This window comes from Bradyrhizobium sp. (assembly GCF_047605465.1).
Lineage (GTDB): Bacteria > Pseudomonadota > Alphaproteobacteria > Rhizobiales > Xanthobacteraceae > Bradyrhizobium.
In genome coordinates this window covers 37032-63012 of sequence record NZ_JASGFS010000041.1, presented here as the reverse complement: position 1 = coordinate 63012, position 25981 = coordinate 37032, and the positions used below count along the sequence as shown (strand labels likewise).

Sequence of the window (25981 nt, the reverse complement as noted above, 5' to 3'; positions counted from 1 at the left end):
GCAGTGCTCGTTCCACATCGCCGAGAAGATGCCGAGCTCGGTGAAGGTCGGCTCCCGCCCGATCAGCTTCAGGATGCGCTCGTACTCGTCGGGCTTGAGCCCGTGGGCGGCAACCAGTTCGGGGGTGATCTTGGGTTCGTTCTTCATGGATCCAGGGCTTTCGGCAGGCGTTGGCCGTTCTTAGGAACATCGGGGGGCTTGGAAAAGCCCTTTATGACGCATTTTCCCGCTGTCCCACGTTTTGCAGGCGGGGTCGGCGGGATCAGGAATTGCAAGGCGCTGACGGATCGGATTTAAGGGCAAAAGACCCGTAATTGAAGGCCCATTTCCTTGCACGAATTGACCAAAGTCCCGTCCACCCGGCGCCCCGACCTGCACATGGCCACCGAGGGGGAATTCAAGGGCTGGCGCACCTGGATTCGCGACAGTTTCGAGAGCCATATCGGCCCGTTCTGGCACAAGATCGAGGACGACGGCAGCGTCCGCTGCGCCTTCCGGGTCGAGAAAAAGCACCTCAACGGCTCCAAGAACGTCCACGGCGGGTGCTTCATGGCCTTCGCCGATTATTGCCTATTCGCGCTCGCCACCCACGAGCTCGACGCACCGGCCGTGACCACGAATTTCGCCTGCGATTTCCTCGACGCGGCGCGTGAGGGCGAATTGATCGAATGCACCGGCGAAGTGTCCCGCGCCGGCGGCTCGCTGATCTTCCTGCGCGGCAAGCTGACCGCCGGCGGAAGGCCGCTGTTCACGTTCTCCGGGACGATCAAGCGGACGAAGCGAAAGCAGGCCCCGCCCGCGAACACATAGCGCGGCACCATTCTCCGGGCCGGCCGCTTCGCGAGCCACGCTCACAGGACCTGCGGCGAAGCCCGCTACTTGGCGTCGTCCGCCAGCATCTTCCGGTATTTCTCGACGTCGCGCGTCACGAGCTTCTGCAGCACATCCGTCGTATGCTCGTCGGGATCCGGTGCAACGGTCGACAACTCGGCAAAACGCTTCTTCACCGCGTCGGTCTCGACCGCCGTGCGCGCGGCATCGTTCAGCCTGGCGATGACCGCAGGCGGTGTGCCCTTCGGCGCGAAAAGGCCGTTCCAGCCCTGCGCCTCGAATTCAGGAAGGCCCGCCTCAGCGGACGTCGGCAGATCGGGCAGCGTGCCGAGCCGCACGGTCGAGCCGACCACGAGCCCCCTCACCAGCTTCTCGTTGATCGGCTGCGAGACGGAGGCCGCCGCGTCGCAGACGCCGTCGATCTGGCTGCCGATCGCATCCGTCAGCGCGGGCGCCGCGCCGCGATAGCCGACCAGCGTCGCGTCGATCCCGGCGGCGGTGACGAAGCTCTTGCAGATCAGGTAATTCGACGAGCCGACGCCGGCATGGCCGAGATTGATCTTGCCGGGATTGGCCTTGGCGTAGGCCATGAACTCCTTCAGGTCTTTCGCCGGGAAGTCCTTGCGCAGCGCGATGATGCCGAACGTCTTCGCCACCATTGCGATCGGAACGAAGGAATCCGGTGTGAACGGCAGCTTCGGATAGATCGTGTAGGTCGCGGCATTGGTGCCGGCATTGCCGATCGCGATGGTGTAGCCGTCCGGCTCGGCGCGGGACGCCCGCGCCAGCGCGGTCGAGCCGCCGGCCCCGGCAACGTTCTCGATCACGATGGTCTGGCCGAGGGCAATGCCCATCTGCTCGGCGACGGTACGGGCGATCACGTCCGAGGTGCCGCCGGCCGCGAACGGCACGATCATGGTGATCGGACGCTTGGGGAAGTCCTGCGCGAAGGCGGTCGTCGCAAGCGAAAGGGCCGCGATCGCGGCGAGAGACCGCTTCAGCAGGAATGCAATCACGCGGCCTTTTCCAGATGCTGGGCGAGGCCGGCGAACAGGCCGCGACCATCGGTGCAGCCCATGATGTCTTCGACGTGGTTCTCGGGATGCGGCATCATGCCGAGCACGTTGCCCTTGTCGTTGACGATGCCGGCGATGGAATGCGCGGCGCCGTTGATGTTGTGGCTCTCGTCGACGACACCGACGGCCGAGCAATAGCGATAGAGCACCCGGCCTTCGCCCTCGAGCCGCTTGATGGTCTCTTCGTCCGCCTCGTAATTGCCCTCGCCGTGGGCGACCGGCACGCGAATCACCTGACCGGCGTTGTAGCCGCGGGTGAACGGCGTGTCGGAGCGCTCGACGCGCAGATGCACGTCGCGACAGATGAACTTCAGCCGCGCGTTGCGCATCAGCACGCCCGGCAGCAGGCCGGACTCGCAGAGGATCTGAAAGCCGTTGCAGACGCCGAGCACGAGCCCGCCCTTCGCCGCGTAGTCGCGCACCGCGTCCATCACCGGCGCCCGCGCCGCAATCGCACCACAGCGCAGATAGTCGCCGTAGGAGAAGCCGCCCGGTACGACCACGAGATCGGTGCCTGCCGGGAGCGACGATTCGGCGTGCCAGACCATCGCGGGTTCGTGGCCCGAGATGAGCTTCAGCGCGCGAGCCATGTCGCGCTCGCGGTTGATGCCGGGGAAGACGAGGATGGCGGCTTTCATCAGAGCAGCTCGACCCGATAGTTCTCGATCACGGTGTTCGCGAGCAGCTTGTCCGCGGCCTGCTTCAGCGCGGCTTCCGCCTTGGCCTTGTCGGCACCGGCGAGCTCGATGTCGAACACCTTGCCCTGGCGGACGCTGGCAACGCCGTCGACGCCGAGCGATTTCAGCGCGCCTTCGATGGCCTTGCCTTGCGGATCGAGGATGCCCGTCTTCAGGGTAACGGTGACACGTGCCTTCACGTCAGGATCCTCTTCAGCTCTTCACCAGCACCGGACCGGTGCCCTGCGGACGCTCGTTCTCCATGAGGATGCCGAGGCGTTTCGCCACTTCCGTATAGGCTTCGAGCAGGCCGCCGAGGTCCCTGCGGAAGCGGTCCTTGTCGAGCTTCTCGTTCGACTTGATGTCCCAGAGCCGGCAGGAGTCCGGCGAGATCTCGTCGGCGACGATGATGCGCATCATCTCGTTCTCGAACAGGCGCCCGCATTCCATCTTGAAGTCGACGAGACGGATGCCGATGCCGAGAAAGAGACCGGTGAGGAAGTCGTTGACGCGGATGGCGAGCGCCATGATGTCGTCGATTTCCTGGGGGGTCGCCCAGCCGAAGGCGGTGATGTGCTCTTCCGACACCATCGGGTCGTTGAGCTGGTCGTTCTTGTAGTAGAATTCGATGATCGAGCGCGGGAGCTGGGTGCCCTCCTCGATGCCGAGGCGCTGCGACAGCGAGCCGGCGGCAACGTTCCGCACCACCACCTCCAGCGGCACGATCTCGACCTCACGGATCAACTGCTCGCGCATGTTGAGGCGGCGGATGAAATGGGTCGGCACCCCGATGTCGTTGAGGTGCTGAAACAGGTACTCCGAGATCCGGTTGTTGAGGACGCCCTTGCCCTCGATCACCTGATGCTTTTTCGCATTGAACGCGGTGGCGTCATCCTTGAAATGCTGAATCAGGGTGCCCGGCTCCGGACCTTCATAGAGGACCTTTGCCTTGCCTTCATAAATGCGACGCCGACGGCTCATGGGGATGTACCGTGTTTTGTTGAAATCCATGTATCTGGTGTGCTCCGGTTGATTAGGATTGAGACCCACAGCGGAGCTGCCGTGAACAGCCAGGAACCCATCTGGAACCATTGGAAACAGAACGGGAACCAAGCCTTTAGGCAACCTATCCGATTGGCTGTCCCAGCACAATCGATCCGGCCCATCCGACGCTGACTTATACCACCTTGCCTGCGGCTTAACGGCTCGTTGTTTTGCCGATTCGCGCCCTCTATCTAGGCATGCACCCAGGCCGTCGCAACGACGGCCCCAGCTTCGATTCAGCAGGGGAACACAGGCATGAGCGAGTTCAACAAGCGCGAGGAGGGATTCGAGAAGAAATTCGCCCTCGACGAGGAGCAGAAATTCAAGGCGGAAGCCCGCCGCAACCGGCTGCTCGGGCTGTGGGCGGCCGAAAAGCTCGGCATCACCGGCGAGGCCGCCTCCGCCTACGCCAAGGAGGTCGTCGCGGCCGATTTCGAGGAAGCCGGCGATGGCGACGTCCTGCGCAAGGTCATGGCCGATTTCGCCGCCAAGAACGTCGCGGTCACCGAGCAGGCGATTCGCGCCAAGATGAGCGAATTGATCGCGGTGGCGGCGGCCGAGGTGAAGGCCGGGAAATAGGCTGACGATCAGGGGCGGATGGCGCAATCCCGTGCGCCATTCGCGCCATGACGGCTTGCGGCGGGGCCCGGGCAATGCCAAATGGGCGGCATGTCCCAGGATCACATTTCCAACGTCCTCGCCCAACGGTATGCCTCGCCCGCCATGCGCGCCATCTGGAGCGGCGAAGGCAAGGTCCGGCTCGAACGCGATTACTGGATCGCCGTGCTCAAGGGCCAGCGCGATCTCGGCATCCCGGTGCCCGACGGCGTGATCGAAAGCTACGAGCGCGTGAAGGACCAGGTCGACCTGGACTCCATCATGCGGCGCGAGCGCATCACCCGCCACGACGTCAAGGCCCGGATCGAGGAGTTCTGCGATCTCGCCGGTCATGAACACCTGCACAAGGGCATGACCAGCCGCGACCTGACCGAGAACGTGGAGCAGCTGCAGGTCTATCGCGGGCTGCAGCTCGTCGAGACCAAGAGCATTGCCGCGCTGATCCGTTTCGCCAAGCACGCAAGGCAATTGCGCGACGTGCCGTTCACAGCGCGCACGCACAACGTGGCCGCACAGGTCACGACGCTCGGCAAACGCATCGCCATGTTCGGCGAGGAGATGCTGCTGGCCCATCAGAGCCTCGTCAACGTGCTGGACACCTATCCCGCGCGTGGCCTCAAGGGTGCGGTCGGCACGCGGCTCGACCAGATCACGCTGTTCAACGGCGATGCCGGCAAGGCCCGCGCGCTGGAGCAGCGCATCCTCGTCCACCTCGGCCTGCCGAAGAGCTTCGATGCGGTCGGCCAGGTCTATCCGCGCAGCCTCGACTTCCGTGCGGTCAGCGTTCTCACCGAGCTTGCGAGCGGTCCCGGCAATTTCGCCAAGACCTTGCGCCTGATGGCGGGCCATGAGCTCGCCAGCGAAGGCTTCGCGAAGGGCCAGGTCGGCTCCTCCGCCATGCCGCACAAGATGAACAGCCGCTCCTGCGAGCGCATCAACGGCCTGCATGTGGTGCTGAAGGGCTATCTCGCCATGGCCGCGGGCCTCGCCGGCGACCAGTGGAACGAGGGCGATGTCTCCTGCTCGGTCGTCCGCCGCGTCATGCTGCCGGACGCCTTCCTCGCCATGGACGGGCTGCTCGAGACCCTGCTCTCGGTGCTCGACCAGATGGAGGTGTTCGACGCCGTCGTCGCGACCGAGCTCAACCGCTATCTGCCCTTCCTGCTGACCACCACGGTCATGATGGAGGCCGTGAAGAAGGGTGCCGGCCGCGAGGGCGCGCATGAGGCGATCAAGGAACACGCGGTCGCAGCCATTCGCGACCTGCGCACCGGCAAGATCGTGCAGAACGACCTGCTGCAACGTCTAGCGGCCGACCAGCGCCTCGGCTTGAGCGAGGCGGAGCTGCAGCGCGTGCTCGACCACGGCCGCGCCAATTCCGGCGACGCCGGCGCTCAGGTCGACTACTTCGCCGAACAGGTCGACGCGCTCGCGAAGGCGAAGCCCGACGCGGCCAGGTACACGCCCGGCGCGATCCTGTAAGCGGATGACGAGCGGCGAGGAGCGAACGGTTCGCTGCTCGCCATTCGTCTCTCAGCCCTCTTTGAACCCGTACTCCGGTACGTTGCCGCTGGCGCCGTAATATTTGTACGGCAGGAATTTGCCCGACATCGTGATCTTGACGCGGTCGCCTTTCGGGTTGGCGACACGCTCCATCGCCATGTCGAAGTCGATGGCGGACATGATGCCGTCGCCGAATTCCTCCTCGATCAGCGCCTTCCAGGCCGGACCGTTCACCATCACCATCTCGTAGAAGCGATAGATCAAGGGATCGGTCGGCGGCATCGGCGTGCCGGTCCCGCGCATCGGCACCTCGTTCAGCATGGCGGTCTCGGCTTTCGACAGGCCGAACAGCTCGCCGGCATTGGCGGCCTGCGGCTTCGTCAGCTTCATCTGGCCGAGGATCGCGCCGACGATCAGCACCTCCGAGTAACCGCCGATCTTCTCGCAGATGTGCTTCCAGCTCCAGCCCTTCTCGCGCTTGATGTCGAGCAGCTTCTCGGTGAGGTCTTCGCGTTTCATGTTGGCGTCTCCTTGTTAGGCACTCAATCCGGGGTTGGTCCCGGGCATCCAGGTCTGTCGCGGCTCGTCGCCGCCCGCTGCGACCGTCAGGCCAGGCTTGCCGATGTGGACCAGCGGCACGTTGCGGGGATCGTGGTCGGGCGTCTCGGCGGCGAACGTCTTGCTGCGCGTGACCAGGAAATCGATGATGTGGTTGCGCAGCGCGTAATAGAGCGGATGACGGTGCAGGTCGGTACGGCCGCGATCCTTCGGCAGCGGATTCTCAACGACCTCGGCGAGCACCGCACCGGGACCGTTGGTCATCAGGAAAATCTTGTCGGCGAGATAGATCGCCTCGTCGACGTCATGAGTGATCATGAACGCGGTCTGGCCGGTCTCCAGGCAGATGCGCCGCACCTCGTCCTGGAGCGTGCCGCGCGTCAGCGCGTCAAGCGCCGAGAACGGCTCGTCCATCAGCATCATCTTCGGCGTGATCGAGAGCGCCCGCGCAATGCCGACGCGCTGCTTCATGCCGCCCGACAGCTCGGAGGGACGTTTGTGCTCCGAACCCGTCAAGCCGACGAGATCGATGAAGGTCTGCGCATGCACCTTGACCCTGGTCCGGTCCCAGCTGCGCCATTTCGAGCTCACGGCGTAAGCCACGTTGCCGAGCACGGTGCGCCAGGGCAGCAGCGCGTGGCTCTGGAAGATCACCGCGCGGTCGAGGCTCGTGCCCGAGATCGCCTGGCCGTCGACGATGACCGCGCCCTCGCTCGGCGCGTCGAGGCCAGCGAGAATGTTGAGCACCGTGGTCTTGCCGCAGCCGGAGTGACCGATCACGCAGCAGAACTCGCCGCGCGCCATCGACAGCCACAAATTCTCGAACACCGTCGTCGCACCGCCCGCGCCGGGATAGCGCTTCGCGATGCCCTCGATCGAGACGAACTTCTCGGTCACGGCCCCTACTCCGGAAACGTGACCATGCGCGTGAAACGCGCAAGGATCTGGTCGAGCAGCATGCCGACGATCCCGATCAGCAGGATCGCGATGATCACGTTGGTGATCGAGAGGTTGTTCCACTCGTTCCAGACGAAATAGCCGATGCCGGTGCCGCCGACGAGCATCTCGGCCGCGACGATCACGAGCCAGGCGATCCCGATCGAGATGCGCATGCCCGTCAGGATCGTCGGCGCCGCCGCGGGCAGGATCACGGTGAAGGCGCGCCTGAACGTGCCGACCTCCAGCGTGCGCGCGACGTTGATCCACTCCTTGCGCACGCTGGCCACGCCGAAGACTGTGTTGAGCAGCATCGGCCAGATCGAACAGATGAAGATGACGAAGATCGCCGAAATCGAGGAATCCTTGATCGTGTAGAGCGCGAGCGGCATCCAGGCCAGCGGCGAGATCGGCTTGAGCACCTGGATGAAGGGATCGAGCGCCCGGCTGAGCAGCGGCGACATGCCGATGAGGAAGCCGAGCGGGATGGCCACCAGCACCGCGAGGAGATAGCCGGTGCCGACGCGCGCGATCGAATAGGCGAGCTGGATGCCGAGGCCCTTGTCGTTGGGGCCGTTGTCGTAGAACGGCCGCTTCAGGTGCTCCCAAAGCTTCGCGCCGACATCGAGCGGGCCCGGCATGGCCGACTTGCCCTGCGTCGCCGTCAGCCCCATCAGCTTGGCATATTCCGGACTCATCGTGGCGACCGGCGCCGCCGAGCGCGTGGCAAGATGCCAGATGCCGAGGAAGGCCGCGAGCAGCGCAATGGAGACGAGGCCGGCCCGGAGGCGAAGGGAGGTGGTCATGCGACGAGACCCCTCCCCCTGTCGTCCCGACGAAGGCCGGGACCCATCACAGGGAGACGTTTGACGACGACCGGTCGTTCGGGACTCGGACCGCTCACGGCGGAGACATTCCGCGATATGGGTCCCGGCCCTCGCCGGGACGACGGTGTAGATTTCCTCACGACGCCTTCCTGATCTTGAAGCCCGCGACGTAATCGTCCGGCTTCTCGGGGTCGAACGTCTTGCCCATCACGGCGAACGATTTGTAGGCGCTCGCCGGCGGTGACAGACCCATCTCGGTCATCAGCTTCTTCGTGTCGGTCGCCAGATAGACCTGTTCGGCGACGGCCTTGTAGTCGACATCGCCCTTGATCTGGCCCCAGCGCTTCATCTGCGTCAGCATCCAGACGGCAAAGGACTGCCAGGGGAACGGATCGAAATCGACGCGCTTGGCATCGGTCTTCACCCCGCCGAGCCCGTCGGCATAGGTGCCGGTCAGAACCTGCTCCAGCACCGTCACGGGCGCGTTGATGTAGTTCGCAGGCGCGATGGCTTCCGCGATCTGCTTGCGGTTCTCGGCCTTCGAGGCATAAGCCGTCGCGTCGACGATGGCGCGCGTGAGGGCCGCAAAGCTGTTCGGCGCGGTGGTGATGAATTCGCGGCTCGCCGCGAAACTGCAGCAGGGATGCCCGTCCCAGATTTCCTTCGACAACAAGTGCATGAAGCCGACGCCGTCGTAGATCGCGCGCTGGCAGATGTTGTCGGGTGCAAGGAAGCCGTCGATGTTGTCGGCGCGGAGGTTCGCGACCATTTCCGGCGGCGGCACCGAGCGCAGCTGCACGTCGGTGTCGGGATCGATCCCATGCTCGGCGAGATAGTATCGCAGCAGGTAATTGTGCATGGAGTAGTCGAACGGAATCGCGAACTTCAGGCCCTTCCAGTCCTTCGGATCGCGCTTGTCCTTGTGCTTCATCGACAGCACGATGCCCTGGCCGTTGATGTTCTCGATCGCGGGCACGGCGAAGGGAATGGCGTTCGCCCCCAGACCGAGCGAGATCGCGATCGGCATCGGCGCCAGCATGTGCGAGGCGTCGTATTCCTTGTTGATGGTCTTGTCGCGGATCACCGCCCAGCCGGCGGTCTTGACCACTTCGACGTTGAGGCCGTGCTTGGAATAGAACCCGAGCGGCGCCGCCATGATGATCGGCGTGGCGCAGGTGATCGGAATGAAGCCGACCTTGAGGTCCTTCTTCTCCGGCGTGCCGGTGTCCGCGAACACCTCCGTCGCCGTCTTGATCGGGAAGAATTGAGACAGCGCAGCCAGCGCAGTCGACGCACCGACCGACTTCAGGAACTGGCGACGCGCCACGTCTTGCGGAAAGATCGCGCGCATCACGGCGGATGCCACCACGCCTTCGTAGCGTGTCTCCTCGCTCGCAACGGGATCGCAGCGCAGGCTCGGCGCCGCTCGCTCGTGCTCGACAGCCGAACGGTGCTGACCGCACACGCAGCCGGACTGAAGACCGTGGTCGGCATCGAACGGATCGTCGAACGTGGACATGCTGCTGCGCCCCTTTGTCACACCTGCACGGCGGGCGTCGTGGCCCGCCGCGCCAGGTCGAATTCCAACGTGGCCCGGCCGCTCCTCGTGCGGCCGGGCCACGGAAAACATGCAGGTTCTATGCCGCCTTGCCCGTTACCTGGGCAGCGACCGGAAGGCCCTGCTCGATCGGCAGCGACGGGTCGCGCGACCACTCGTTCCAGGAGCCGAAGTACATCCGCACGTCCTTCACACCGGCATTCTTCAGCGCCAGGAACGTGTTGGAGGCTCGCGCGCCCTTGAAGCAGTAGAGATAGACCGGTGTCGTCTGCGAGATGCCGACGGTGGCGCATTCCGCCAGGATCTCGTCCTTGGACTTGAAGCGCGGGCCTTCTCCGGTCGGTTTCATCATCCGGTACCATTCCAGCCACACCGCGCCGGGGATGCGGCCCTTGCGTGGGCAGAAGTCCTTGCCATAGGGCGACGAGCTGTCGCCGATCCACTCGTCGACGTCACGCACATCGAGGATGGCGATGCCGGGCTTGCCCACGGCGCCGAGCATGGTCTTCGCATCGATCAGGATCTCGCCGGCCTCCGGCACGATCGCGAACGAGGCTTTCGCCGGCGCGGGAACGTCCTTCGTCACCGGGAAGCCGGCCGCGGACCAGGCGTCGAAGCCGCCATGGAGCACCTTCACCTTGGGATAGCCGAGCATGGTGAGAAGGTAATAGCCGCGGCAGGACTGGCCGAAGCCGGAATTCATCGACTGCTCGTAGACGACGGCCGTTTCCTTGCCGGAGAGGCCGGCACCACCGAAGGCCTCGGCGAACTTCGTCTTCAACTCGCTGATGCCTTCCGGCGTCGAGGTCGCGAGGAACGTGAATATCTCATGCACGTTGACGGCGTTGGGAAGATGCCCGGCGGCATAGGCATCGGGATTGCGGGTGTCGATCACGACACATGGTTCGGTCTTCAAGAGATCGGCGAGTTCGACGGCAGTGATCAGAACGTCAGTCATGGCGGCCTCTCCGTTGAGGTGGGGTGGTCTTGGGGTGGACTCGCAAAAATCAGGCGTCGGCGAGCATCTTGCGCAGCTGCTTGGTGGCGGGCGTGACGATCGCGACGAAATAGGCCTCGCGCAGCCGTCGCTGCGCGCGGTGGCTCTTGAGATAGCCGCGCGCGCCACAATGCAGCATCGCTGCATGCGCCGCCGCGACGCTGGCTTCACCGGCGCGAAGCCTGAGCGCGATCACCTTGCGCCAGTAGGTCTCCTCCTCGTTGTAGGGATCGCGCGCCAGCGCCATGGTCTCCGCCTCGAGCTCGGCGAAGAGATCGCGGAAATGCACCGGCTGTTGCGGCAGGTAGCGGTTGATGTGGCCGAGCGGGTTGTCGACTTCGTCCATGATGCCGATGCAGTCACGGATCAGGCCGAGCGCCATTCCGGCCTGGAGCAGGATGAAGCCGGCGCGAATCTTCTTCACGAAAGGCCCGGCGGGATCGGCGAGGATCAGATCATCCGGCACGAACACGTCGCGGAACTGCACGCCGTAGGTGCCGGTGCCGTCCATGGCGAGGAACGGCTTGCACGGCGTCAGCGTGATCGCGGGGTCGGAGCAGTCGGCCAGGAACATCACGGTGCCCTGGTCGTCCTCGCGCTCGAAGATGGTGCCGAAATAATGATCCGCGCCGAGATTGGAGACCCAGGGCAACGCGCCGCGCACGATGTAGCCGCCATCGACCTTGCGTCCCTTCAGCTTGAGCTTCTCGATCCCGAAGAAGCTCTTCATCGGATTGGATAGCCCGGTGCCGCCAAGCACCCGGCCGGTCGAGAAGGCATTCCCGAAACGCTTCGCCAGCTTCATGTTGGTCGAGTTGGCGGCGTACCAGACCAGCGTGTTCTGGCACCACGCCATGAAGGCGGTGCTGCCGCAGACCTCCCCGATCGCCGCCATCGCCTGGATGGCGCAGCGTAGATCGGCGGGGCCTTCATAGGGCACGTGGCTGCCCCAGGCGCCCACTGCGCCCAACTCGCGCAGCACATCCGCCGGATAGACCGTTCCGGCGTCGATGCCGACGGCGAGCGGCGCGAGTTGCTCGCGTGCGATCCGCGCCACCTCGCCGGCAATGGAAGGTGCGGGCTGATCCGAAGCTTCGACCCGCGATAAAGCCAGTGAACCCATGATCTTCTCCCGCACCTAGTCCCTGCTGCTGATCGCTAGACGCCGACCTCGAGATTGACCGGGCGGGTGAAGGTGTTGGCGACCGGCGACCATTTCTTCACATGGGCGACCAGCGCGTTGATCTCGTCCTGGGAGACGCCCTCGCACTCCATGTCGACCTTGACGCGGACATCGGTGAAGCCGACCGGCTTGTCGGAGGTGTCGCCCGTGCCCCACACCGCGGTGATGTTGAGATCGCCTTCCAGCTCCAGCTCGAGCTTGTTGACGATCCAGCCGCGATGCACCGCGTTGGCATGGAGGCCGACCGCGAGGCAGGAGCCGAGCGCGGCGAGCGAGGCCTCGGACGGATTGGGAGCGGTGTCGTCACCCAGAAGCCCCGGCGGCTCGTCGACGATGTAGGGCTGCAGATTGCGGATGTAGTTGGCGTGGCGGAACTTGCCCTCCGCAACCGTCTTGCACTTCAAGGTCTTGACGACCTTCGGATTGGCCTTGCCGTTGGCGATCAGTTGCTCGAGGCCATTCTTGTCGATGGGTGCGAGGCAACCCGTCAGCACTGTCTTTTGAACGACGGCAGTCATCATTTTCTCCCTGGCAGCCGTTGAAATCGGCAGGATACCGAACGGTCTGTTTTCTTGCATGGACCGTGCCAGACCGACCGAAAAACAAAATGCGAAACATTGGAGCCGCTTAGCGGTGTCTGCCTGCGGATTGATCAGCCGCCCTTTGCTCAAAGGCGGTGCAGATGCGCCGTCCCATGCGAATCTTTTCGGCGCGGAACAGTTGCGGCTTGCTGATGCGGCGCGGCTGCGGGTAAGTTCGGAGCCATGGCAAAGACGTCAAAGAAGACATCGAACTCGCCCCACTCCGGAGCCGGCGAAGACGAATCCGCGCGCGGTCGCCTGCTCAACGCCGCGACGCATCTGTTCTGCAAGAACGGGATCAACGCCACCGGCATCGATGCCATCATTGAGGAAGCCGGCACCGCAAAGACCACGCTCTACAAGCTGTTCGGCTCCAAGACCAATCTCGTCAACGCTGTGCTGGAGAGCGAGGGCAAGCAGTGGCGCGAATGGTTCATCGGCGCGATGGAAGCCGGCGGCGGCGACGCACAGGCGAAGCTGACGCGAATCTTCCCGGCGCTGAAGAGCTGGTTCGCGGAGGAGCGGTTCTACGGCTGCCCGTTCATCAATGCGGTCGGCGAGCACGACAAGGATCAGAAGCTGTTCCGCAACATCGCCCTGAAGCACAAGAAGATCGTGCTCGGCCACATCGAGAAACTCGCCGGCGAACTCGGCTCGAGCGATCCCGCCGTGCTCGCGCATCAGCTGGGCCTGTTGATCGACGGCGCGATCGTGGCCGCCATGGTGTCGCGCGATCCCAGCGTGGCGGATTCCGCGGCGCTCGCAGCCAGTCCACTGCTGAGCCAGTCGAAGACGAGGAAGAAGCGCAACGCGGATCAGTTGGAGGCGGTGTAACCCTCCAGCTATGGGGACGCCCGGCGAAGCCGTCACCTCCATTCGGCGCATCGCACGAATAGCGAGATGATCGGTTAGGCTTTGCTGATCCGCCCTACGACGAACGCCGCGGCAGCGCCTCCATGAAGCGGCCGATCGCGTCGAGGACCGGCTGCTGATCGCCGGCGAAGAACCAGTGATCATGGCCGTCGAGCTCGACGAATTGAGCCCCCGCGATCCAGCTCGCGATGTCGCGTCCGGCCGCGATCCGCACGGCCTGATCGTTACGCCGGTGCAGGACCAGTGTCGGCACCACGATCTGCGCCAGAAGGTGCCGCACGTCGGCGTCGCGAAACGCCTCGAGCACGGCCGAGATGCCGCCGGGACTGGACGCCGCGCGCAGCAGCCCCGCCCACCAGGCTCGCGCCTGTGGATCGTTCGCGAGGCTCGGCGCGAAGGCTTCGATCCCGACCGGACCGCCCCATTGCGCGACGAGGTGTTTGCTCCAGGCATCATACTGGCTGGCGCGCAACGCATGAGGATAATCGGGGGCCCAGCAGCCCTTGGCCAGCGCGCCGAACAGGATGAGCCCGGCGACGCGGCTGGGATGGTCGACCGCGAACTTGACGCAGGCCGGGCCGCATTCGGATGCGCCGAACAGCACGACGCGGCGCGAATCGGCCGCACGCAGCACGGTGCCGATATCTTCCGCGGTGACGTCGATGCCCGGAGCCGATCCGACGCGATCGGACAGCCCGATCCCGCGACGATCGAACACGATGAGGCGCCCGAGTTTCATCAGTGAGGCCAGAAACGTCCGGCTCGCGGGATGCTCCCAGGCGCGCTCCACATGCGAGACGAAGCCGGGCATCACCAGGATGTCGAGCGGACCGCTTCCATAGGTCTGATACGCCAGATGCACGCCGGCGCCCTTGACGTAGCGTGTCATCGGAACCGCATCGAGCAGCGGCCCGGTCGCCTGCCCCATCAGCGCTTCGGTCTCGGCTTCCGGCGCGACACCAAGTTCGTCCCGCAACCGCTGTGTCAGTGCCGCGTGGTGCCGCTCGGCCGCGCTGCGGTCACCCGCGAGCAGCAGGCTGCGGATCAGGTGCCGGCCATAAACCTCGCTGAGCGGATCGAGCTCGACCAGACGTCCCGCATGAACAGTCGCGGCAAAATGATCGCCGGCGGCATTCTTGTCCTGCACCAGCCGCTCGAGCGCATGCACGAGCCGCCCCCTCAGCGCCTCACGGCGAAAGAACGCCCAGTCGTCGAATTCGGCGGAGTCATCCGGCGAGAAGCCCGCGAGGAAATCTCCGCGGTAGATCTCGCAGGCCTCTTCGAAGTCGCCGCGATCGCAGGCGCTCTCGAACAGATGTGAGTCGATCTTCAGTTCGACCGCCGGAGACCATCGCAGGCTGGTGCGGTCGGTCTCGAAGATCGCCTCGCCCACCGCGAGTTCGATGCGGTGAAGCAGACGCCGCAATCGCGCGCGGGCGGTTTCCGAAGACGTCTCGGGCCACAGCAGCGTGGCGATGACGTCACGTGCGACGGCGCCCTTGGCCTCCGCGAGATAGACCAGCAGCGCGAGCCCTTTGCGCAGGTTCAGCTTGATCGGGCGGCCGTCGGCTTGGACCTCCGGGAACCCGAACGTTCCCAGCAAGAAAGCCGTCATGGAAGTCCTCCCTCCCCGGCCGGCGCCCCCGAGGGACGCACAGGGGACGATGCGGCTGTAGGCGTCGGGCCGGATCGAGCCCGCTCGCCGGCGAGCGGCTCAGGCTCCTTCACGCGGCACCACCCCCGCCGGCACATAGGAAAAACCATGTTCGCCCGCCTCGCAATCCTGCTCTACGCCCTCGTGAGCTACACCATATTCACTGTGTCGTTTCTCTACGCGCTCGGTTTCGTCGGCAATTATGTTGTCCCCAAGTCCATCGACATCGGCAACCCCGCGAATCCCTGGGAAGCCGTCGCCGTCAATCTGCTGCTGATGAGCCTGTTTGCCGTTCAGCACAGCGTGATGGCGCGCCCGGCCTTCAAACGATGGTTCGCCAGGTTCCTGCCCGCGTCCTGCGAGCGGAGCACCTACGTCCTGTTCTCCAGCCTGATTCTCCTGCTGCTGTTCTGGCAGTGGCGGCCGATCCCGGCGTTGATCTGGCACCTCGACGGGATTGCTGCGTGGTTGCTGATCGGCGTGCTTTGGCTCGGCTGGCTGATCGCGTTCGCCTCGACCTACATGATCGATCATTTCGATCTGTTCGGCCTGCGCCAGGCCATCTTCGCGTTCCGCGGCGCGCAGATGCCCAGCCAGTCCTTCAGGACGCCGTTCCTCTACAAGATCGTGCGGCACCCCTTGATGCTGGGGTTCCTGCTCGCATTCTGGGCCACGCCCGAGATGACCGTCGGCCATCTGCTGTTTGCGATCGCGAACACGGCCTACATCCTGGTCGGACTGCACTTCGAGGAGCGGGATCTGATCGCCGAGTTCGGCACGGCCTATCGGCAGTATTGCCGGCGCGTTCCCATGCTGATACCGCATATTTTCGGTCGCCGGCGAACGAACGATCACCAACCGACTCAGCCTGCCGGAGCGCCCCGATGAACGCGGTGCTGCACAGCCTGTTCCCCGCTCCGCGGATGGCGGTCGAAGCCGCCGTCTTTGCCGACACGCTCGACGGGCTGGACGTCGCCTTGTATCTCGTCGACGCGGACGCGCGCCTCCTTCACGCCAACACGGCCGGCCGCGCCGTTCTCGACGCGCACGACATCCTGTGCGAGTCCTGCGGGCATCTCGCGGCCTGCGATCCGACGCTCAACCAGACTTTGCGACACGTCTTCGCGGTGGCCGGCCACGGACATGCGATCCGTGACGCCGACGGAACGGCCGTGCCGATGATCGGAAAAGACGGGCATCGCCACGTCGCCCATGTCCTGCCGTTGACGCCCGGCACCTGCCGCCGCGCGAGCGAGCCCTATCGGGCTGTCGCGGCACTGTTCGTCCGCAAGGTCGCGCTGACGATACCGCCGCGTCCCGACGTGATCCGCAGCGCCTTCAGATTGACGCCGACCGAGCTGCGCGTGCTGCTCGCGATCGTCGAACTCGGCAGCATCCGCGACGTCGCCACGGCGCTCGGCGTTGCCGAGACCACGATCAAGACGCATGTCAGTCGCCTGTTCGAGAAGACCGGCGCCACGCGCCAGGCCGATCTCGTCAAGCTCGTCGCGGGATATGCGCCCCCGCTGAGAGACTTCGGCATAGACAGACAACATAGTGGAGCATGGCGATGAGAGCGATTCTGTGCAGTTCGTTCACCGGGCCGAAGGATCTGCGGGTCAGCGAGATCGACGCGCCGAAGCCGGCCGGCGATGAGATTCTGATCGACGTCCATGCGGCCTCCGTGAGCTTCATGGACCAGTTGATGGTCTCGGGCCTCTATCAGATGCGGCCGCCGACGCCTTTCGTGCCGGGCACCGAGGCATCCGGTGTCGTGGTGGCGGTCGGCGAAAAGGTCTCGAAATTCAAGCCTGGCGATCGCGTGGCATGCAGCAGCTGGACCGGCGGCTACGCCGAGCGGATGATCGCCAAGGAATCCAAGAGCGTATGGCTGCCGGACGGCGTCGCGTTCGAGGCCGCGGCCACGGTGCTGCACAATTACGGTACGGCCTATTACGCGCTGGTCGAACGGGCACGGGCGCAACCCGGCGAAACCGTGTTCATCACGGGCGCCGCCGGCGGGGTCGGACTTGCCGCCGTCGACCTCGGCCGCCATCTCGGCCTGCGCGTCATCGCCGGTGTGGGCTCCGACGACAAGGCCGCGCTGGTGCGGCGTTACGGGGCCGCCGACGTCATCAACTATCGGACCGGCAATCTGCGCGACCTGATCAAGCAGGTCACAGGCGGAGAAGGCATCGATCTCGGCCTGGACAATGTCGGCGGTGCGATCTTCGAGCAGATGGCCCGGCTGATGAAATGGGGTGGCCGGCTGATGCCGATCGGTTTCACCAGCGGCGAGATCCCGTCGATCCCGATGAACCTGCCGCTCCTGAAGAACTATTCCATCATCGGCGTCTTCGTCGGCGCCTGGGCGGAGAAATTCTCCGCGGAAGCCGCGCGCATGAACGACACGCTGGTACAATGGCTGGCGGAAGGACAAATCCGCCCGCACATCGATCGCGTCCTCCCTCTGGAGGAGGCCGGTGATGCCATGCAGGCCGTGGCCGACCGGACGGTTCAGGGCAGAATTGTCCTCAGGATCAGATAGACTGCGCGAGGAACGGCAAGAGAGGAAGCCAACCGTTGCATCAGATCATCATCGACAAGCGCTATTGCGGCCCTCCGAACTGCGGGAACGGCGGCTACGTCTCCGGCCGGCTGGCCGGCCACATTCCCGGCGAGGCGGAAGTGACTCTGCGCGCACCAACTCCGCTGGATACGCAACTCGATGCGATCGCGACGGATGGCGGCACCTGGGAGCTTCGCGATGGCGACAGGGTGATTGCGACGGGGCGACCGGCGAATGTCGAACTTGCGCACGTGGAGCGGGTCAGCTTCGCGGAGGCATCCGCCGCCGAAACGTTGACGCCGTTCAAATCGCACGAGCATCCGCTGCCGCACTGTTTCGTGTGCGGTCCCGCGAGGGTCAAAGGCGACGGCCTTCGTATCTTGGCCGGACCGCTCGGGCGGGACGCTCACAAGCCGGTTCTCGCGGCGAGCTGGATTCCGGATCAGAACCTGACTGCCGGTGACGGCCTTGTCGCTCCCGAATTCGTCTGGTCGGCGCTCGATTGCCCGACGGGATTCGCCTGCAATCACGATCCGCAGAGCGGCACCGCCGACCGGACGCCGCTGCTGCTGGGACGGATGTCGGCGCGGGTCGAGGCGCGGCCACGCCCGGGCGAACGCTGTATCGTCACGGCGTGGCCAACCGGCCGCGACGGCCGCAAACGCACCGCCGATGCCGCGCTCCACAATGAGGCCGGGAGATTGCTGGCGGTGGCCCGGACGATATGGATCGCGGTCGAACGCGACGTGCAGCTCGGGCGGGGGTGACGGCTAACAGGTAAGGCATCGCAGGGTGGGCAAAGGCGCGTAGCGTCATTGCCACCGGAGCGAATGGCGGCCGCGCTTTGCCATGCGAGGCTCGCCTACCCTGCCAAGCTACTCCGCCATCATTCCCTGCAACCGCACCAGCTCCGCCTCGAGATCGCGCTCCGCATCCGCGGCCCGGATCTCCATCACGCGATAATCGCGCGCCTCGAGCCACGTCTGCCGCGAGGCACGGTCGGCTGCGATGGCCTCGCCTTCGCCCGGGTTGACCAGCTCGATCGCGATCCGGTGCGGAAACGAGACGAAGTCCGGGATGTGCCGGCCGACCGGGGTCTGGCGCTTGAACTGGCCGGCAAAGCGGCGGTCGCGGGTCAGTGCCTGCCAGAGCAGGCGTTCGGCATCGGTCGGGTTGCGACGGAGCAGCCGCGCGAGACCGCGGACGGTCGAGCCGCTGTCGGGGACGCCGCCCCCCTGCCCGTGCTCAGCGAGCAGCGCCCGCAGGCGCGTTGCCTGCTCGCCGTCGAGCACGCCGCCCTTGGCCGGGCCCTTGCGGCCCTCGGCGATCGCCATGACCACCCCGTGCAGGGTGTGCATGTCCTGCTTGGTCGGCTCCATCCGGGTGAAGATGTTGCGCAGGTTCACCAGCATGGTGTCGCGCTTTTCGGCCGGACGCAGGAATTCGACCCGGTCGAGCTCGCGCACGAGGTTGTCGAAGAAGGCCTGCATCTGGTGCTGCGAGGCGCGCTCGGAGCGTTCCGGCATGCCGTGCGGCAGCGCGCCCGACGTCGCCCGCTTGAACCATTCATAGCCGACCAGCAGCACGGCCTGGGCGAGGTTCAACGAGGCGAAGCCCGGATTGACCGGGAAGGTGACGATGCGGTTGGAGAGGCCGACCTCCTCATTGGTCAGCCCCCAGCGCTCCCGGCCGAACAGGATGCCGGCCCTGCCCCCTGAGGCGATATGCCCCGAGATCTCGGTCGCGGCGGCCTCCGGCCCGACCACCGGCTTGGCCTGGTCATGGGCACGGGCCGTGGTGGCGAACAGCAGGTCGAGGTCGGCGACGGCTTGCTCGACCGTGTCGAACAGCTCGACCTGTTCCAGAATGTGGTCGGCGCCGGCGGCCGCGCGCTGGGCGGCGATGTTGGGCCAGCCGTCACGGGGATTGACGATGCGCAGGCGGCTCAGGGCAAAGTTGCCCATGGCGCGCGCGGCCATGCCGATGTTCTCGCCGAGCTGCGGCTCGACCAGGATCACGACGGGACCGTCCAGGGTGAGGCCAGCCTTGCTCTTGTCAGTCCCCGACATCTCGTTTCGCTTTCACGCTGCTTCTCAAGGCCTTGCACAGGCCGCTTTAGGAATTGATTCAAAGCCGGTCCAGGACCGCCTCCGTCGGCAAGCCTGTCGTTTGCCTGTCCTGACAAAATTCTCAAGGGAAATAACGGGGTTAGAATCGGCTTTTGACTCTCGCGCTGAACTTGACCCCGGCGGCTTCGGCAGGCCCGCTCCGGGCCCCCCATCTGTGGAAGCTGGATGAGCTAAAAGTGCATAATCACTTGGCTTTCGCCCGCCGCCTCCCGGTGCTATGAGGCCCCGGATATTCCAGTTGGCGCCAGCGGCGCCGTTCCCAAGAGGGCTTCCCCGATCATGGCAAAAATCAAGGTGACCAACCCCGTCGTCGAACTCGATGGCGACGAGATGACCCGGATCATCTGGCAGTACATCAAGGACAAGCTGATCAACCCGTTCCTCGATGTCGAGCTGATGTATTTCGACCTGGGGATGGAGTACCGAGACCACACCAACGATCAGGTCACCATCGACGCCGCCGAGGCCATCAAGAAGGTCGGCGTCGGCGTCAAGTGCGCCACCATCACCCCGGACGAGGCCCGGGTGAAGGAGTTCAACCTCAAGCAGATGTGGAAGTCGCCGAACGGCACCATCCGCAACATCCTCGGCGGCTGCATCTTCCGCGAGCCGATCATCTGCAAGAACGTGCCGCGCCTCGTTCCCGGCTGGACCAAGCCGATCATCGTCGGCCGCCACGCCTTCGGCGACCAGTACCGCGCCACCGACTTCAAGTTCCCCGGCAAGGGCACGCTGACCATCAAGTTCGTCGGCGAAGACGGCGAAGTCATCGAGAAGGAAGTGTTCAAGGCTCCGGGCGCCGGCGTGGCCATGGCCATGTACAACCTCGACGAGTCGATCCGCGAGTTTGCCCGGGCCTCGATGATGTACGGCCTGATGCGCAAGTGGCCGGTCTACCTCTCGACCAAGAACACCATCCTCAAGGCCTATGACGGCCGCTTCAAGGACATCTTCGAAGAAGTCTACCAGAACGAGTTCAAGGCTCAGTTCGACGAAGCCGGCATCACCTACGAACACCGCCTGATCGACGACATGGTCGCTTCCGCGCTGAAGTGGTCCGGCGGCTACGTCTGGGCCTGCAAGAACTACGACGGCGACGTGCAGTCCGACACGGTTGCGCAGGGCTACGGCTCGCTCGGCCTGATGACCTCGGTGCTGCTCACGCCCGACGGCAAGACGGTCGAGGCCGAAGCCGCCCACGGCACGGTGACCCGCCACTATCGCGAGCATCAGAAGGGCAAGGAGACCTCGACCAACTCGATCGCGTCGATCTTCGCCTGGACCCGTGGCCTCGCCCACCGCGCCAAGCTCGACAACAATCCGGCGCTGGCGAAATTCGCCAATACGCTGGAGAAGGTCTGCGTGGATACGGTCGAGTCCGGCTACATGACCAAGGACCTCGCGCTGCTCGTCGGCGCCGACCAGCGCTGGCTCTCGACCACCGGCTTCCTCGACAAGGTCGCCGAGAACCTGACCAAGGAGCTGGCGGCGTAAGCCGTCCGCAATTTCGCCCGACTGGGTCGGACATCATCACGGGCCGCGCCGCAGCGCGGCCCGTTTGTTTTTGAAGAGCCTGCCTTCGGAGACCTGCCATGTCGATCAAGCTCGCCGTCCCCTGCCTGCTGCTGCTTGCCGCCCCGGCTGCAGCCGCAGAGGCGCTCCCCGCCGCCATCGCCGCGCCCGGCGAGACCGTGGTCCTCAGCGTCCACGCCGAGGGCGCTCAGGTCTATGAGTGCAAGGCAGGCACCGACGGCAAGCTCGCCTGGGCCTTCCGTGAGCCGATCGCCACACTGCTCGCCGAGGGCAAGACCGTCGGCCGCCACTATGCCGGCCCGAGTTGGGAGGATGCCGACGGCAGCGCCGTTGTCGGAAAGGCGATCGGCAACGCGCCGGGTGCCACGGCGGCCGATATCCCCTGGCTGAAGCTGGAGGTCGCCGCCCGCCGCGGCAACGGCGTGCTGACGCCGGTCACCACCGTCCAGCGCATCAACACCCACGGCGGCAAGCTCGAAGGCGCCTGCGAGAAGGCCGGCGATTTCAGAAGCGCGCCCTACTCGGCCGAGTACGTTTTCCTGCGCAAGAGCTGAGGTCGCCGCTATAGACTAGGCCCCGTCGGCACACGGAGGTCTTTTCGATGCTCTTCATGGTGATCGAACGCTTCAGGGATCGTGACCCGATCCCGGTCTACCGGCGCGTGCGCGACGAAGGCGTCAAATTCCCGGACGGGCTCACATATCTCGGAAGCTGGATCGAGCCCAATTTCGATCGCTGCTTCCAGCTGATGCAGTGCGATGATGCTCGCCTGTTGCAGGAATGGGTGCTGAACTGCCAGAGCTTCGGCATGACCTTCGAGATCGTGCCGGTGGTGCCGAGCCAGGAGACCCGCGAGGTGGTCGCACCCTTCCTCGACCGGGACTAGAGCACCTGGCGGCTAGTCGCCGCGCGGCCCGTCCTGCCGTTCCGCCTGCGCCAGTTCGTCCGGGGCAAGATCGCCGGTCTCCGCGAGCCGCGCTTTCGCGATCTCGTGGACATGGGCGGCAAGCGTCGGCATGCGCGCGATCAGGGCGTGAAAGTCCTGGGCGTCGAGCAGCAGCAGCCGCGTCTTGCGCGTCGCGGTCACCGTGCCGCTGCGCTTGGTCTTGTGCAGCAGCGCGATCTCACCGAAGAACGTGCCGTCAGCAAGCCGCACATGCTGGTTCGGCAGCGCGATCTCGACCTCACCGGCGGTGATGAAATACATCGACGAGGCGGTATCGCCACGTCGAACCAGCACTTCGCCCTGCTCGATGGTGCGGGCCCGGAGCAGCCGCATGATGTCGGCGATCTCGGCCGCCGAAAGATGCGAGAACAGCGGCACCCGCGCCAGCATCCCCCATGTGACGACGAAATCGCGACGCTTCACCTCCTCGGCGAAGGCGGTGGAGATGATCGCGACCGGCAGCGCGATCATGGCGAAGCCGCTGATGATGGCGAACACGGAGATGAATTTGCCGAGCGGGGTCACCGGCACGACGTCGCCATAGCCGACGGTGCCGAGAGTCACGATGGCCCACCACATCGCCTGCGGAATGGTCCCGAGCTTTTCCGGCTGCACGTCGCGCTCGATGGCGTAGAGCAGCGAGGCGAAGGTCAGTACCGCGCCGATCAGGATGACGACGCAGCCGATCAATGCCCGCCGCTCGGCATGCACGGCGGCGAGCAGCGAACGCATCGCCGGCGAATAACGGATCAGCTTGAAGAACGGCAGCACGCCGAGCGCGGCCAGCGTGGCGTGCCGGCCCGTCGCGAGCACGATCGCGGCCGGCAGGAACGCCAGGAGGTCGATGATGCCGAGCGCAGAGAAGACATAGCCGAGCCGTTCCGCGAGCGCCGATCCCTGCCGTGGCGTATGGCCCGCCACGGTCCAGAGCCGCGCCAGGTATTCCAGCGCGAACACGATAATGGACAGGATGGTGATCGCCGAGAACAGCGCGCCGAACTTCGCGTCCAGCTCCGGCACCGAGGCCAGCGTCATCGCGGCGACGTCGAGCACGATCACGCAGATGATGGCCTGGATGAAGCGCGATCCGGCCGAATAGGCCAGCGGATCGTGCTCCAGCAACTCATAGAGGCGATCCCGCAGATTGGGATCGCGCAGCCCGCGCCCTCGCGGAACGAGGCGCATGGGCGTCTTAAGCGCCGGCCATCGCTTTTTCGATCGCCGAGAGTGCCTCGGACGCCTTGGCACCATCGGGGCCGCCGGCCTGCGCCATGTCGGGGCGGCCACCGCCGCCCTTGCCGCCGAGCGCTTCGGAGGCGACGCGCACGAGATTGACGGCGTTGAAGCGCGAGGTGAGGTCCGCGGTGACGCCGACCACGACGCCGGCCTTGCCGTCCTCGGTGACGCCGACGATGGCGACCACGCCGGAGCCGATCTGCTTCTTGCCGTCGTCGGCGAGGCTCTTGAGATCCTTCATCTCGATGCCTTCGACCGCACGCGCCATCAGCTTGACGTCGCCGATCTCGCGAACGCCGCTGGCTGCGCCATTGCTGCCGGCGGACGCGCCGCCGCCCATCGCCAGCTTCTTGCGGGCGTCGGAGAGTTCGCGCTCGAGCTTCTTGCGCTCTTCCATCAGCGCGGTGATGCGTGCCGGAACGTCGTCGATGGAGGTGCGGAGCTCGGCGGCCGCGGTCTTCGCCAGCGCCATGGTGTCGTTGGCGTGCCGGCGAGCATAGTTGCCGGTCAGCGCCTCGATACGGCGCACGCCGGAAGCGACCGCGCTCTCGCTCGTCAGCGTGATCAGGCCGATATCGCCGGTGCGCCTGACATGGGTGCCGCCGCAGAGTTCGACCGACCAGCCGAGCGCGTTGGCGCCGCGCTCGCGCGCGGTCTTGCCCATCGAGACGACGCGGACCTCGTCGCCGTATTTCTCGCCGAACAGCGCGCGCGCGCCGGCCTCGCGGGCCTCGTCGACGCCCATGACCCGGGTCGTGACTTCGTCGTTCTCCAGCACCACGTCGTTGGCGATGTCCTCGACGCGGGCAAGCTCCTCCGCCGTGATCGGCTTCGGATGCACGAAATCGAAGCGCAGGCGGTCCGGCGCGACCATCGAGCCGCGCTGGGCGATGTGGTCGCCGAGCACCTGGCGCAGCGCCTCGTGGATGAGATGCGTCGCCGAGTGATGCGCGCGGATCGAGGAGCGCCGGCCGTGATCGACCTCGAGCTGCAGCGCAGTGCCGAGCTTCAGCTCGCCGCTCTCCAGCGTGCCGACATGAACGAAGAAATCACCGAGCTTCTTCTGCGTGTCGGTGACGCGGAACTTGATGCCGCCCTCGCCGATCAACACGCCGGTGTCGCCGACCTGGCCGCCGGACTCCGCGTAGAACGGCGTCTGGTTCAGCACGATCGCACCGGTCTCGCCGGCCTTCAGGCTCGCGACCTCCGCGCCGTCCTTCACCAGCGCCGAGACCACGCCTTCGGCGCTCTCGGTTTCGTAGCCGAGGAATTCGGTGGCCCCGAGCTTCTCGCGCAGCGGGAACCAGATCGCTTCGGAAGCAGCCTCGCCCGAGCCCTTCCAGGACTCGCGTGCCTTGGCCTTCTGACGCTCCATCGCGTCGGTGAACGAAGCTTGGTCGACGCCGATGCCGCGCGACTTCAGCGCGTCCTGCGTCAGGTCCAGCGGGAAGCCGTAGGTGTCGTACAGCGTGAAGGCGACATCGCCGTCGAACATGTCGCCCTTCTTCAGCGACGCGCTCTTCTCGTCGAGGATGGCAAGGCCGCGCGACAGCGTCTTGCGGAAGCGGGTCTCTTCCAGCCGCAACGTTTCCTCGATCAGATTCTCCGCGCGCATCAGGTCGGGATAAGCCTGGCCCATCTCGCGGACCAGCGCCCAGACCAGGCGATGCATCAGCGGCTCCTTGGCGCCGAGCAGCTGCGCATGGCGCATCGCGCGGCGCATGATCCGGCGCAGCACGTAGCCGCGGCCCTCGTTCGAGGGCAGCACTCCGTCCGCGACCAGGAAGGCCGAGGAGCGCAGGTGGTCGGCGATGACGCGGAACGAGGCGACGGTCTGCTCGTTCGGCCCGCTGCCGAGCGCCGAGGCGGTCGCATCGATCAGGTGGCGGAACAGATCGGTCTCGAACACGCTGTCGACGCCCTGCATGATGCAGGCCATGCGCTCGAGGCCCATGCCGGTGTCGATCGAGGGACGCGGCAGATCCACGCGCTCCTCCTTCGTCACCTGTTCGTATTGCATGAACACGAGATTCCAGAACTCGAGGAAGCGGTCGCCGTCCTCTTCGGGCGAGCCCGGAGGGCCGCCCCAGATGTGGTCGCCGCGATCGATGAAGATTTCCGAGCACGGGCCGCACGGGCCGGTGTCGCCCATCGCCCAGAAATTGTCCGAAGTCGGAATGCGGATGATACGGTCGTCGGAGAAGCCGGCGATCTTCTTCCAGAGGCCGGCCGCCTCGTCGTCGGTGTGGTAGACGGTGACGAGCAGCTTGTCCTTCTTCAGCCCGAAATCGCGGGTGATCAGCGTCCAGGCGAGCTCGATCGCGCGCTCCTTGAAATAGTCGCCGAACGAGAAGTTGCCGAGCATTTCGAAGAAGGTGAGATGGCGCGCGGTGTAGCCGACATTGTCCAGGTCGTTGTGCTTGCCGCCGGCGCGCACGCATTTCTGCGAGGTGGTGGCGCGCTGATAGGGCCGCTTCTCGACGCCGGTGAAGACGTTCTTGAACTGCACCATGCCGGCATTGGTGAACATCAACGTCGGATCGTTGCGGGGCACCAATGGCGAGGACGACACGATCTCGTGGCCGTTCTCGGCAAAGAAATTCAGAAAGGTCGACCTGATCTCGTTGACGCCGCTCATGTTCATCCAATCGG

Annotated in this window: 27 protein-coding genes; 11 read left to right on the top strand and 16 right to left on the bottom strand. The window is 65.4% G+C overall.

Going from position 1 to position 25981, the window contains the following annotated elements; genetic code table 11:
• A partial coding sequence (locus QM712_RS25095; RefSeq protein WP_415025835.1) for a hypothetical protein occupies positions 1–147 on the bottom strand: 147 nt, incomplete at its 3' end.
• 183 nt (positions 148–330) lie between these two features.
• On the opposite strand from QM712_RS25095, the gene QM712_RS25090 reads away from it, so the two are divergent.
• Complete coding sequence (locus QM712_RS25090; RefSeq protein WP_415025833.1) at positions 331–810, top strand: PaaI family thioesterase; 480 nt, start codon at positions 331–333, stop codon at positions 808–810.
• Positions 811–875: 65 nt separating this feature from the next.
• Here QM712_RS25090 and QM712_RS25085 read toward each other — a convergent pair whose 3' ends face one another.
• The 4 genes from QM712_RS25085 to purC are packed head-to-tail and all read right to left on the bottom strand — an operon-like array spanning position 876 to position 3565.
• Complete coding sequence (locus tag QM712_RS25085) at positions 876–1847, bottom strand: tripartite tricarboxylate transporter substrate binding protein BugD (RefSeq protein WP_415025832.1); 972 nt, start codon at positions 1845–1847, stop codon at positions 876–878.
• Positions 1844–2545, bottom strand: coding sequence for a phosphoribosylformylglycinamidine synthase subunit PurQ (gene purQ, locus QM712_RS25080; RefSeq protein ID WP_415025831.1), 702 nt, complete (start codon positions 2543–2545; stop codon positions 1844–1846). Before purQ ends, QM712_RS25085 begins: the two co-directional genes overlap by 4 nt.
• A complete protein-coding gene (purS, locus tag QM712_RS25075) occupies positions 2545–2784 on the bottom strand; it encodes a phosphoribosylformylglycinamidine synthase subunit PurS (RefSeq protein WP_024340886.1) in 240 nt (79 codons plus the stop codon). Before purS ends, purQ begins: the two co-directional genes overlap by 1 nt.
• Before the next feature lie 13 nt (positions 2785–2797).
• Positions 2798–3565: a phosphoribosylaminoimidazolesuccinocarboxamide synthase gene (gene purC, locus QM712_RS25070; RefSeq protein ID WP_172782948.1), complete on the bottom strand. Its 768-nt coding sequence runs from the start codon at positions 3563–3565 to the stop codon at positions 2798–2800.
• A 318-nt stretch (positions 3566–3883) separates the two neighbouring features.
• On the opposite strand from purC, the gene QM712_RS25065 reads away from it, so the two are divergent.
• On the top strand, positions 3884–4207 hold the full coding sequence (locus QM712_RS25065; protein ID WP_415025830.1) for a DUF1476 domain-containing protein: 324 nt from the start codon (positions 3884–3886) through the stop codon (positions 4205–4207).
• 90 nt (positions 4208–4297) lie between these two features.
• Positions 4298–5728, top strand: coding sequence for an adenylosuccinate lyase (gene purB / locus QM712_RS25060; protein ID WP_415025829.1), 1431 nt, complete (start codon positions 4298–4300; stop codon positions 5726–5728).
• A gap of 51 nt (positions 5729–5779) precedes the next feature.
• On the opposite strand, the gene cynS is transcribed toward purB, so the two are convergent.
• From cynS to QM712_RS25025, 7 genes are all read right to left on the bottom strand, one after another.
• Positions 5780–6268 carry a cyanase gene (cynS, locus tag QM712_RS25055; protein ID WP_050629156.1) on the bottom strand — a complete coding sequence of 163 codons (489 nt, stop codon included), beginning with the start codon at positions 6266–6268 and terminating at the stop codon, positions 5780–5782.
• A 15-nt stretch (positions 6269–6283) separates the two neighbouring features.
• Entirely contained in the window at positions 6284–7204 is a 921-nt protein-coding gene (locus QM712_RS25050) for an ABC transporter ATP-binding protein (protein ID WP_415025828.1), read from the bottom strand.
• Between the two features lie 5 nt (positions 7205–7209).
• Positions 7210–8049: a nitrate ABC transporter permease gene (gene ntrB / locus QM712_RS25045; protein WP_415025827.1), complete on the bottom strand. Its 840-nt coding sequence runs from the start codon at positions 8047–8049 to the stop codon at positions 7210–7212.
• Positions 8050–8206: 157 nt separating this feature from the next.
• Positions 8207–9589, bottom strand: coding sequence for a CmpA/NrtA family ABC transporter substrate-binding protein (locus tag QM712_RS25040; protein WP_415025826.1), 1383 nt, complete (start codon positions 9587–9589; stop codon positions 8207–8209).
• Between the two features lie 118 nt (positions 9590–9707).
• On the bottom strand, positions 9708–10586 hold the full coding sequence (locus QM712_RS25035) for a sulfurtransferase (protein WP_415025825.1): 879 nt from the start codon (positions 10584–10586) through the stop codon (positions 9708–9710).
• Positions 10587–10635: 49 nt separating this feature from the next.
• Positions 10636–11748 (bottom strand): acyl-CoA dehydrogenase family protein, encoded by a 1113-nt coding sequence (locus tag QM712_RS25030; protein WP_415025824.1) that lies wholly within the window; start codon positions 11746–11748, stop codon positions 10636–10638.
• 35 nt (positions 11749–11783) lie between these two features.
• Entirely contained in the window at positions 11784–12326 is a 543-nt protein-coding gene (locus tag QM712_RS25025) for an OsmC family protein (protein WP_415025823.1), read from the bottom strand.
• Between the two features lie 246 nt (positions 12327–12572).
• On the opposite strand from QM712_RS25025, the gene QM712_RS25020 reads away from it, so the two are divergent.
• The gene (locus tag QM712_RS25020) at positions 12573–13223 is read left to right on the top strand and encodes a TetR/AcrR family transcriptional regulator (RefSeq protein ID WP_415025822.1); all 651 of its coding nucleotides are present in this window, start codon (positions 12573–12575) and stop codon (positions 13221–13223) included.
• Positions 13224–13317: 94 nt separating this feature from the next.
• Here QM712_RS25020 and QM712_RS25015 read toward each other — a convergent pair whose 3' ends face one another.
• Positions 13318–14877 (bottom strand): alpha/beta fold hydrolase, encoded by a 1560-nt coding sequence (locus tag QM712_RS25015; protein ID WP_415025821.1) that lies wholly within the window; start codon positions 14875–14877, stop codon positions 13318–13320.
• Positions 14878–15024: 147 nt separating this feature from the next.
• Between QM712_RS25015 and mddA the strand changes: the two genes are divergently transcribed.
• From mddA to QM712_RS24995, 4 genes are read left to right on the top strand one after another with little or no spacing between them, the layout of a single operon-like run.
• On the top strand, positions 15025–15804 hold the full coding sequence (gene mddA, locus QM712_RS25010) for a methanethiol S-methyltransferase (RefSeq protein WP_415025820.1): 780 nt from the start codon (positions 15025–15027) through the stop codon (positions 15802–15804).
• Positions 15801–16490, top strand: coding sequence for a helix-turn-helix transcriptional regulator (locus tag QM712_RS25005; RefSeq protein ID WP_415025819.1), 690 nt, complete (start codon positions 15801–15803; stop codon positions 16488–16490). Before mddA ends, QM712_RS25005 begins: the two co-directional genes overlap by 4 nt.
• Positions 16487–17464, top strand: coding sequence for an NADPH:quinone oxidoreductase family protein (locus tag QM712_RS25000; RefSeq protein WP_415025818.1), 978 nt, complete (start codon positions 16487–16489; stop codon positions 17462–17464). The genes QM712_RS25005 and QM712_RS25000 overlap by 4 nt, the downstream gene beginning before the upstream one ends.
• A 35-nt stretch (positions 17465–17499) precedes the next feature.
• Positions 17500–18252, top strand: coding sequence for a hypothetical protein (locus QM712_RS24995; RefSeq protein ID WP_415025817.1), 753 nt, complete (start codon positions 17500–17502; stop codon positions 18250–18252).
• Positions 18253–18360: 108 nt separating this feature from the next.
• Here the strand turns inward: QM712_RS24995 and QM712_RS24990 are convergent, their stop codons facing one another.
• A complete protein-coding gene (locus QM712_RS24990; RefSeq protein WP_415025816.1) occupies positions 18361–19554 on the bottom strand; it encodes a TrmJ/YjtD family RNA methyltransferase in 1194 nt (397 codons plus the stop codon).
• A gap of 339 nt (positions 19555–19893) precedes the next feature.
• Here QM712_RS24990 and QM712_RS24985 point away from each other — a divergent pair, with 339 nt between their 5' ends.
• From QM712_RS24985 to QM712_RS24975, 3 genes are all read left to right on the top strand, one after another.
• Positions 19894–21108 carry an NADP-dependent isocitrate dehydrogenase gene (locus tag QM712_RS24985; protein ID WP_415025815.1) on the top strand — a complete coding sequence of 405 codons (1215 nt, stop codon included), beginning with the start codon at positions 19894–19896 and terminating at the stop codon, positions 21106–21108.
• Between the two features lie 98 nt (positions 21109–21206).
• Positions 21207–21701: a DUF3455 domain-containing protein gene (locus QM712_RS24980; protein WP_415025814.1), complete on the top strand. Its 495-nt coding sequence runs from the start codon at positions 21207–21209 to the stop codon at positions 21699–21701.
• Positions 21702–21748: 47 nt separating this feature from the next.
• Positions 21749–22033, top strand: a complete 285-nt coding sequence (locus QM712_RS24975; protein WP_415025813.1) for a DUF3303 domain-containing protein — start codon at positions 21749–21751, stop codon at positions 22031–22033.
• A gap of 12 nt (positions 22034–22045) precedes the next feature.
• Here QM712_RS24975 and QM712_RS24970 read toward each other — a convergent pair whose 3' ends face one another.
• Both QM712_RS24970 and alaS read right to left on the bottom strand, forming a co-directional pair.
• Entirely contained in the window at positions 22046–23278 is a 1233-nt protein-coding gene (locus QM712_RS24970; RefSeq protein WP_415025812.1) for a cyclic nucleotide-gated ion channel, read from the bottom strand.
• A 7-nt stretch (positions 23279–23285) separates the two neighbouring features.
• A complete protein-coding gene (gene alaS / locus QM712_RS24965) occupies positions 23286–25967 on the bottom strand; it encodes an alanine--tRNA ligase (RefSeq protein WP_415025811.1) in 2682 nt (893 codons plus the stop codon).
• Positions 25968–25981: the final 14 nt, after the last annotated feature.

Excerpts from the sequence above, each read along its gene's own strand:
- purQ (WP_415025831.1), bottom strand. The coding sequence starts at position 2,545 with ATGAAAGCCGCCATCCTCGTCTTCCCCGGCATCAACCGCGAGCGCGAC.
- purC (WP_172782948.1), bottom strand. The coding sequence starts at position 3,565 with ATGAGCCGTCGGCGTCGCATTTATGAAGGCAAGGCAAAGGTCCTCTAT.
- QM712_RS25065 (WP_415025830.1), top strand. The coding sequence starts at position 3,884 with ATGAGCGAGTTCAACAAGCGCGAGGAGGGATTCGAGAAGAAATTCGCC.
- purB (WP_415025829.1), top strand. The coding sequence starts at position 4,298 with ATGTCCCAGGATCACATTTCCAACGTCCTCGCCCAACGGTATGCCTCG.
- cynS (WP_050629156.1), bottom strand. The coding sequence starts at position 6,268 with ATGAAACGCGAAGACCTCACCGAGAAGCTGCTCGACATCAAGCGCGAG.
- ntrB (WP_415025827.1), bottom strand. The coding sequence starts at position 8,049 with ATGACCACCTCCCTTCGCCTCCGGGCCGGCCTCGTCTCCATTGCGCTG.
- QM712_RS25040 (WP_415025826.1), bottom strand. The coding sequence starts at position 9,589 with ATGTCCACGTTCGACGATCCGTTCGATGCCGACCACGGTCTTCAGTCC.
- QM712_RS25035 (WP_415025825.1), bottom strand. The coding sequence starts at position 10,586 with ATGACTGACGTTCTGATCACTGCCGTCGAACTCGCCGATCTCTTGAAG.
- QM712_RS25030 (WP_415025824.1), bottom strand. The coding sequence starts at position 11,748 with ATGGGTTCACTGGCTTTATCGCGGGTCGAAGCTTCGGATCAGCCCGCA.
- QM712_RS25025 (WP_415025823.1), bottom strand. The coding sequence starts at position 12,326 with ATGACTGCCGTCGTTCAAAAGACAGTGCTGACGGGTTGCCTCGCACCC.
- QM712_RS25020 (WP_415025822.1), top strand. The coding sequence starts at position 12,573 with ATGGCAAAGACGTCAAAGAAGACATCGAACTCGCCCCACTCCGGAGCC.
- QM712_RS25015 (WP_415025821.1), bottom strand. The coding sequence starts at position 14,877 with ATGACGGCTTTCTTGCTGGGAACGTTCGGGTTCCCGGAGGTCCAAGCC.
- mddA (WP_415025820.1), top strand. The coding sequence starts at position 15,025 with ATGTTCGCCCGCCTCGCAATCCTGCTCTACGCCCTCGTGAGCTACACC.
- QM712_RS25005 (WP_415025819.1), top strand. The coding sequence starts at position 15,801 with ATGAACGCGGTGCTGCACAGCCTGTTCCCCGCTCCGCGGATGGCGGTC.
- QM712_RS25000 (WP_415025818.1), top strand. The coding sequence starts at position 16,487 with ATGAGAGCGATTCTGTGCAGTTCGTTCACCGGGCCGAAGGATCTGCGG.
- QM712_RS24990 (WP_415025816.1), bottom strand. The coding sequence starts at position 19,554 with ATGTCGGGGACTGACAAGAGCAAGGCTGGCCTCACCCTGGACGGTCCC.
- QM712_RS24985 (WP_415025815.1), top strand. The coding sequence starts at position 19,894 with ATGGCAAAAATCAAGGTGACCAACCCCGTCGTCGAACTCGATGGCGAC.
- QM712_RS24980 (WP_415025814.1), top strand. The coding sequence starts at position 21,207 with ATGTCGATCAAGCTCGCCGTCCCCTGCCTGCTGCTGCTTGCCGCCCCG.
- QM712_RS24975 (WP_415025813.1), top strand. The coding sequence starts at position 21,749 with ATGCTCTTCATGGTGATCGAACGCTTCAGGGATCGTGACCCGATCCCG.
- QM712_RS24970 (WP_415025812.1), bottom strand. The coding sequence starts at position 23,278 with ATGCGCCTCGTTCCGCGAGGGCGCGGGCTGCGCGATCCCAATCTGCGG.
- alaS (WP_415025811.1), bottom strand. The coding sequence starts at position 25,967 with ATGAGCGGCGTCAACGAGATCAGGTCGACCTTTCTGAATTTCTTTGCC.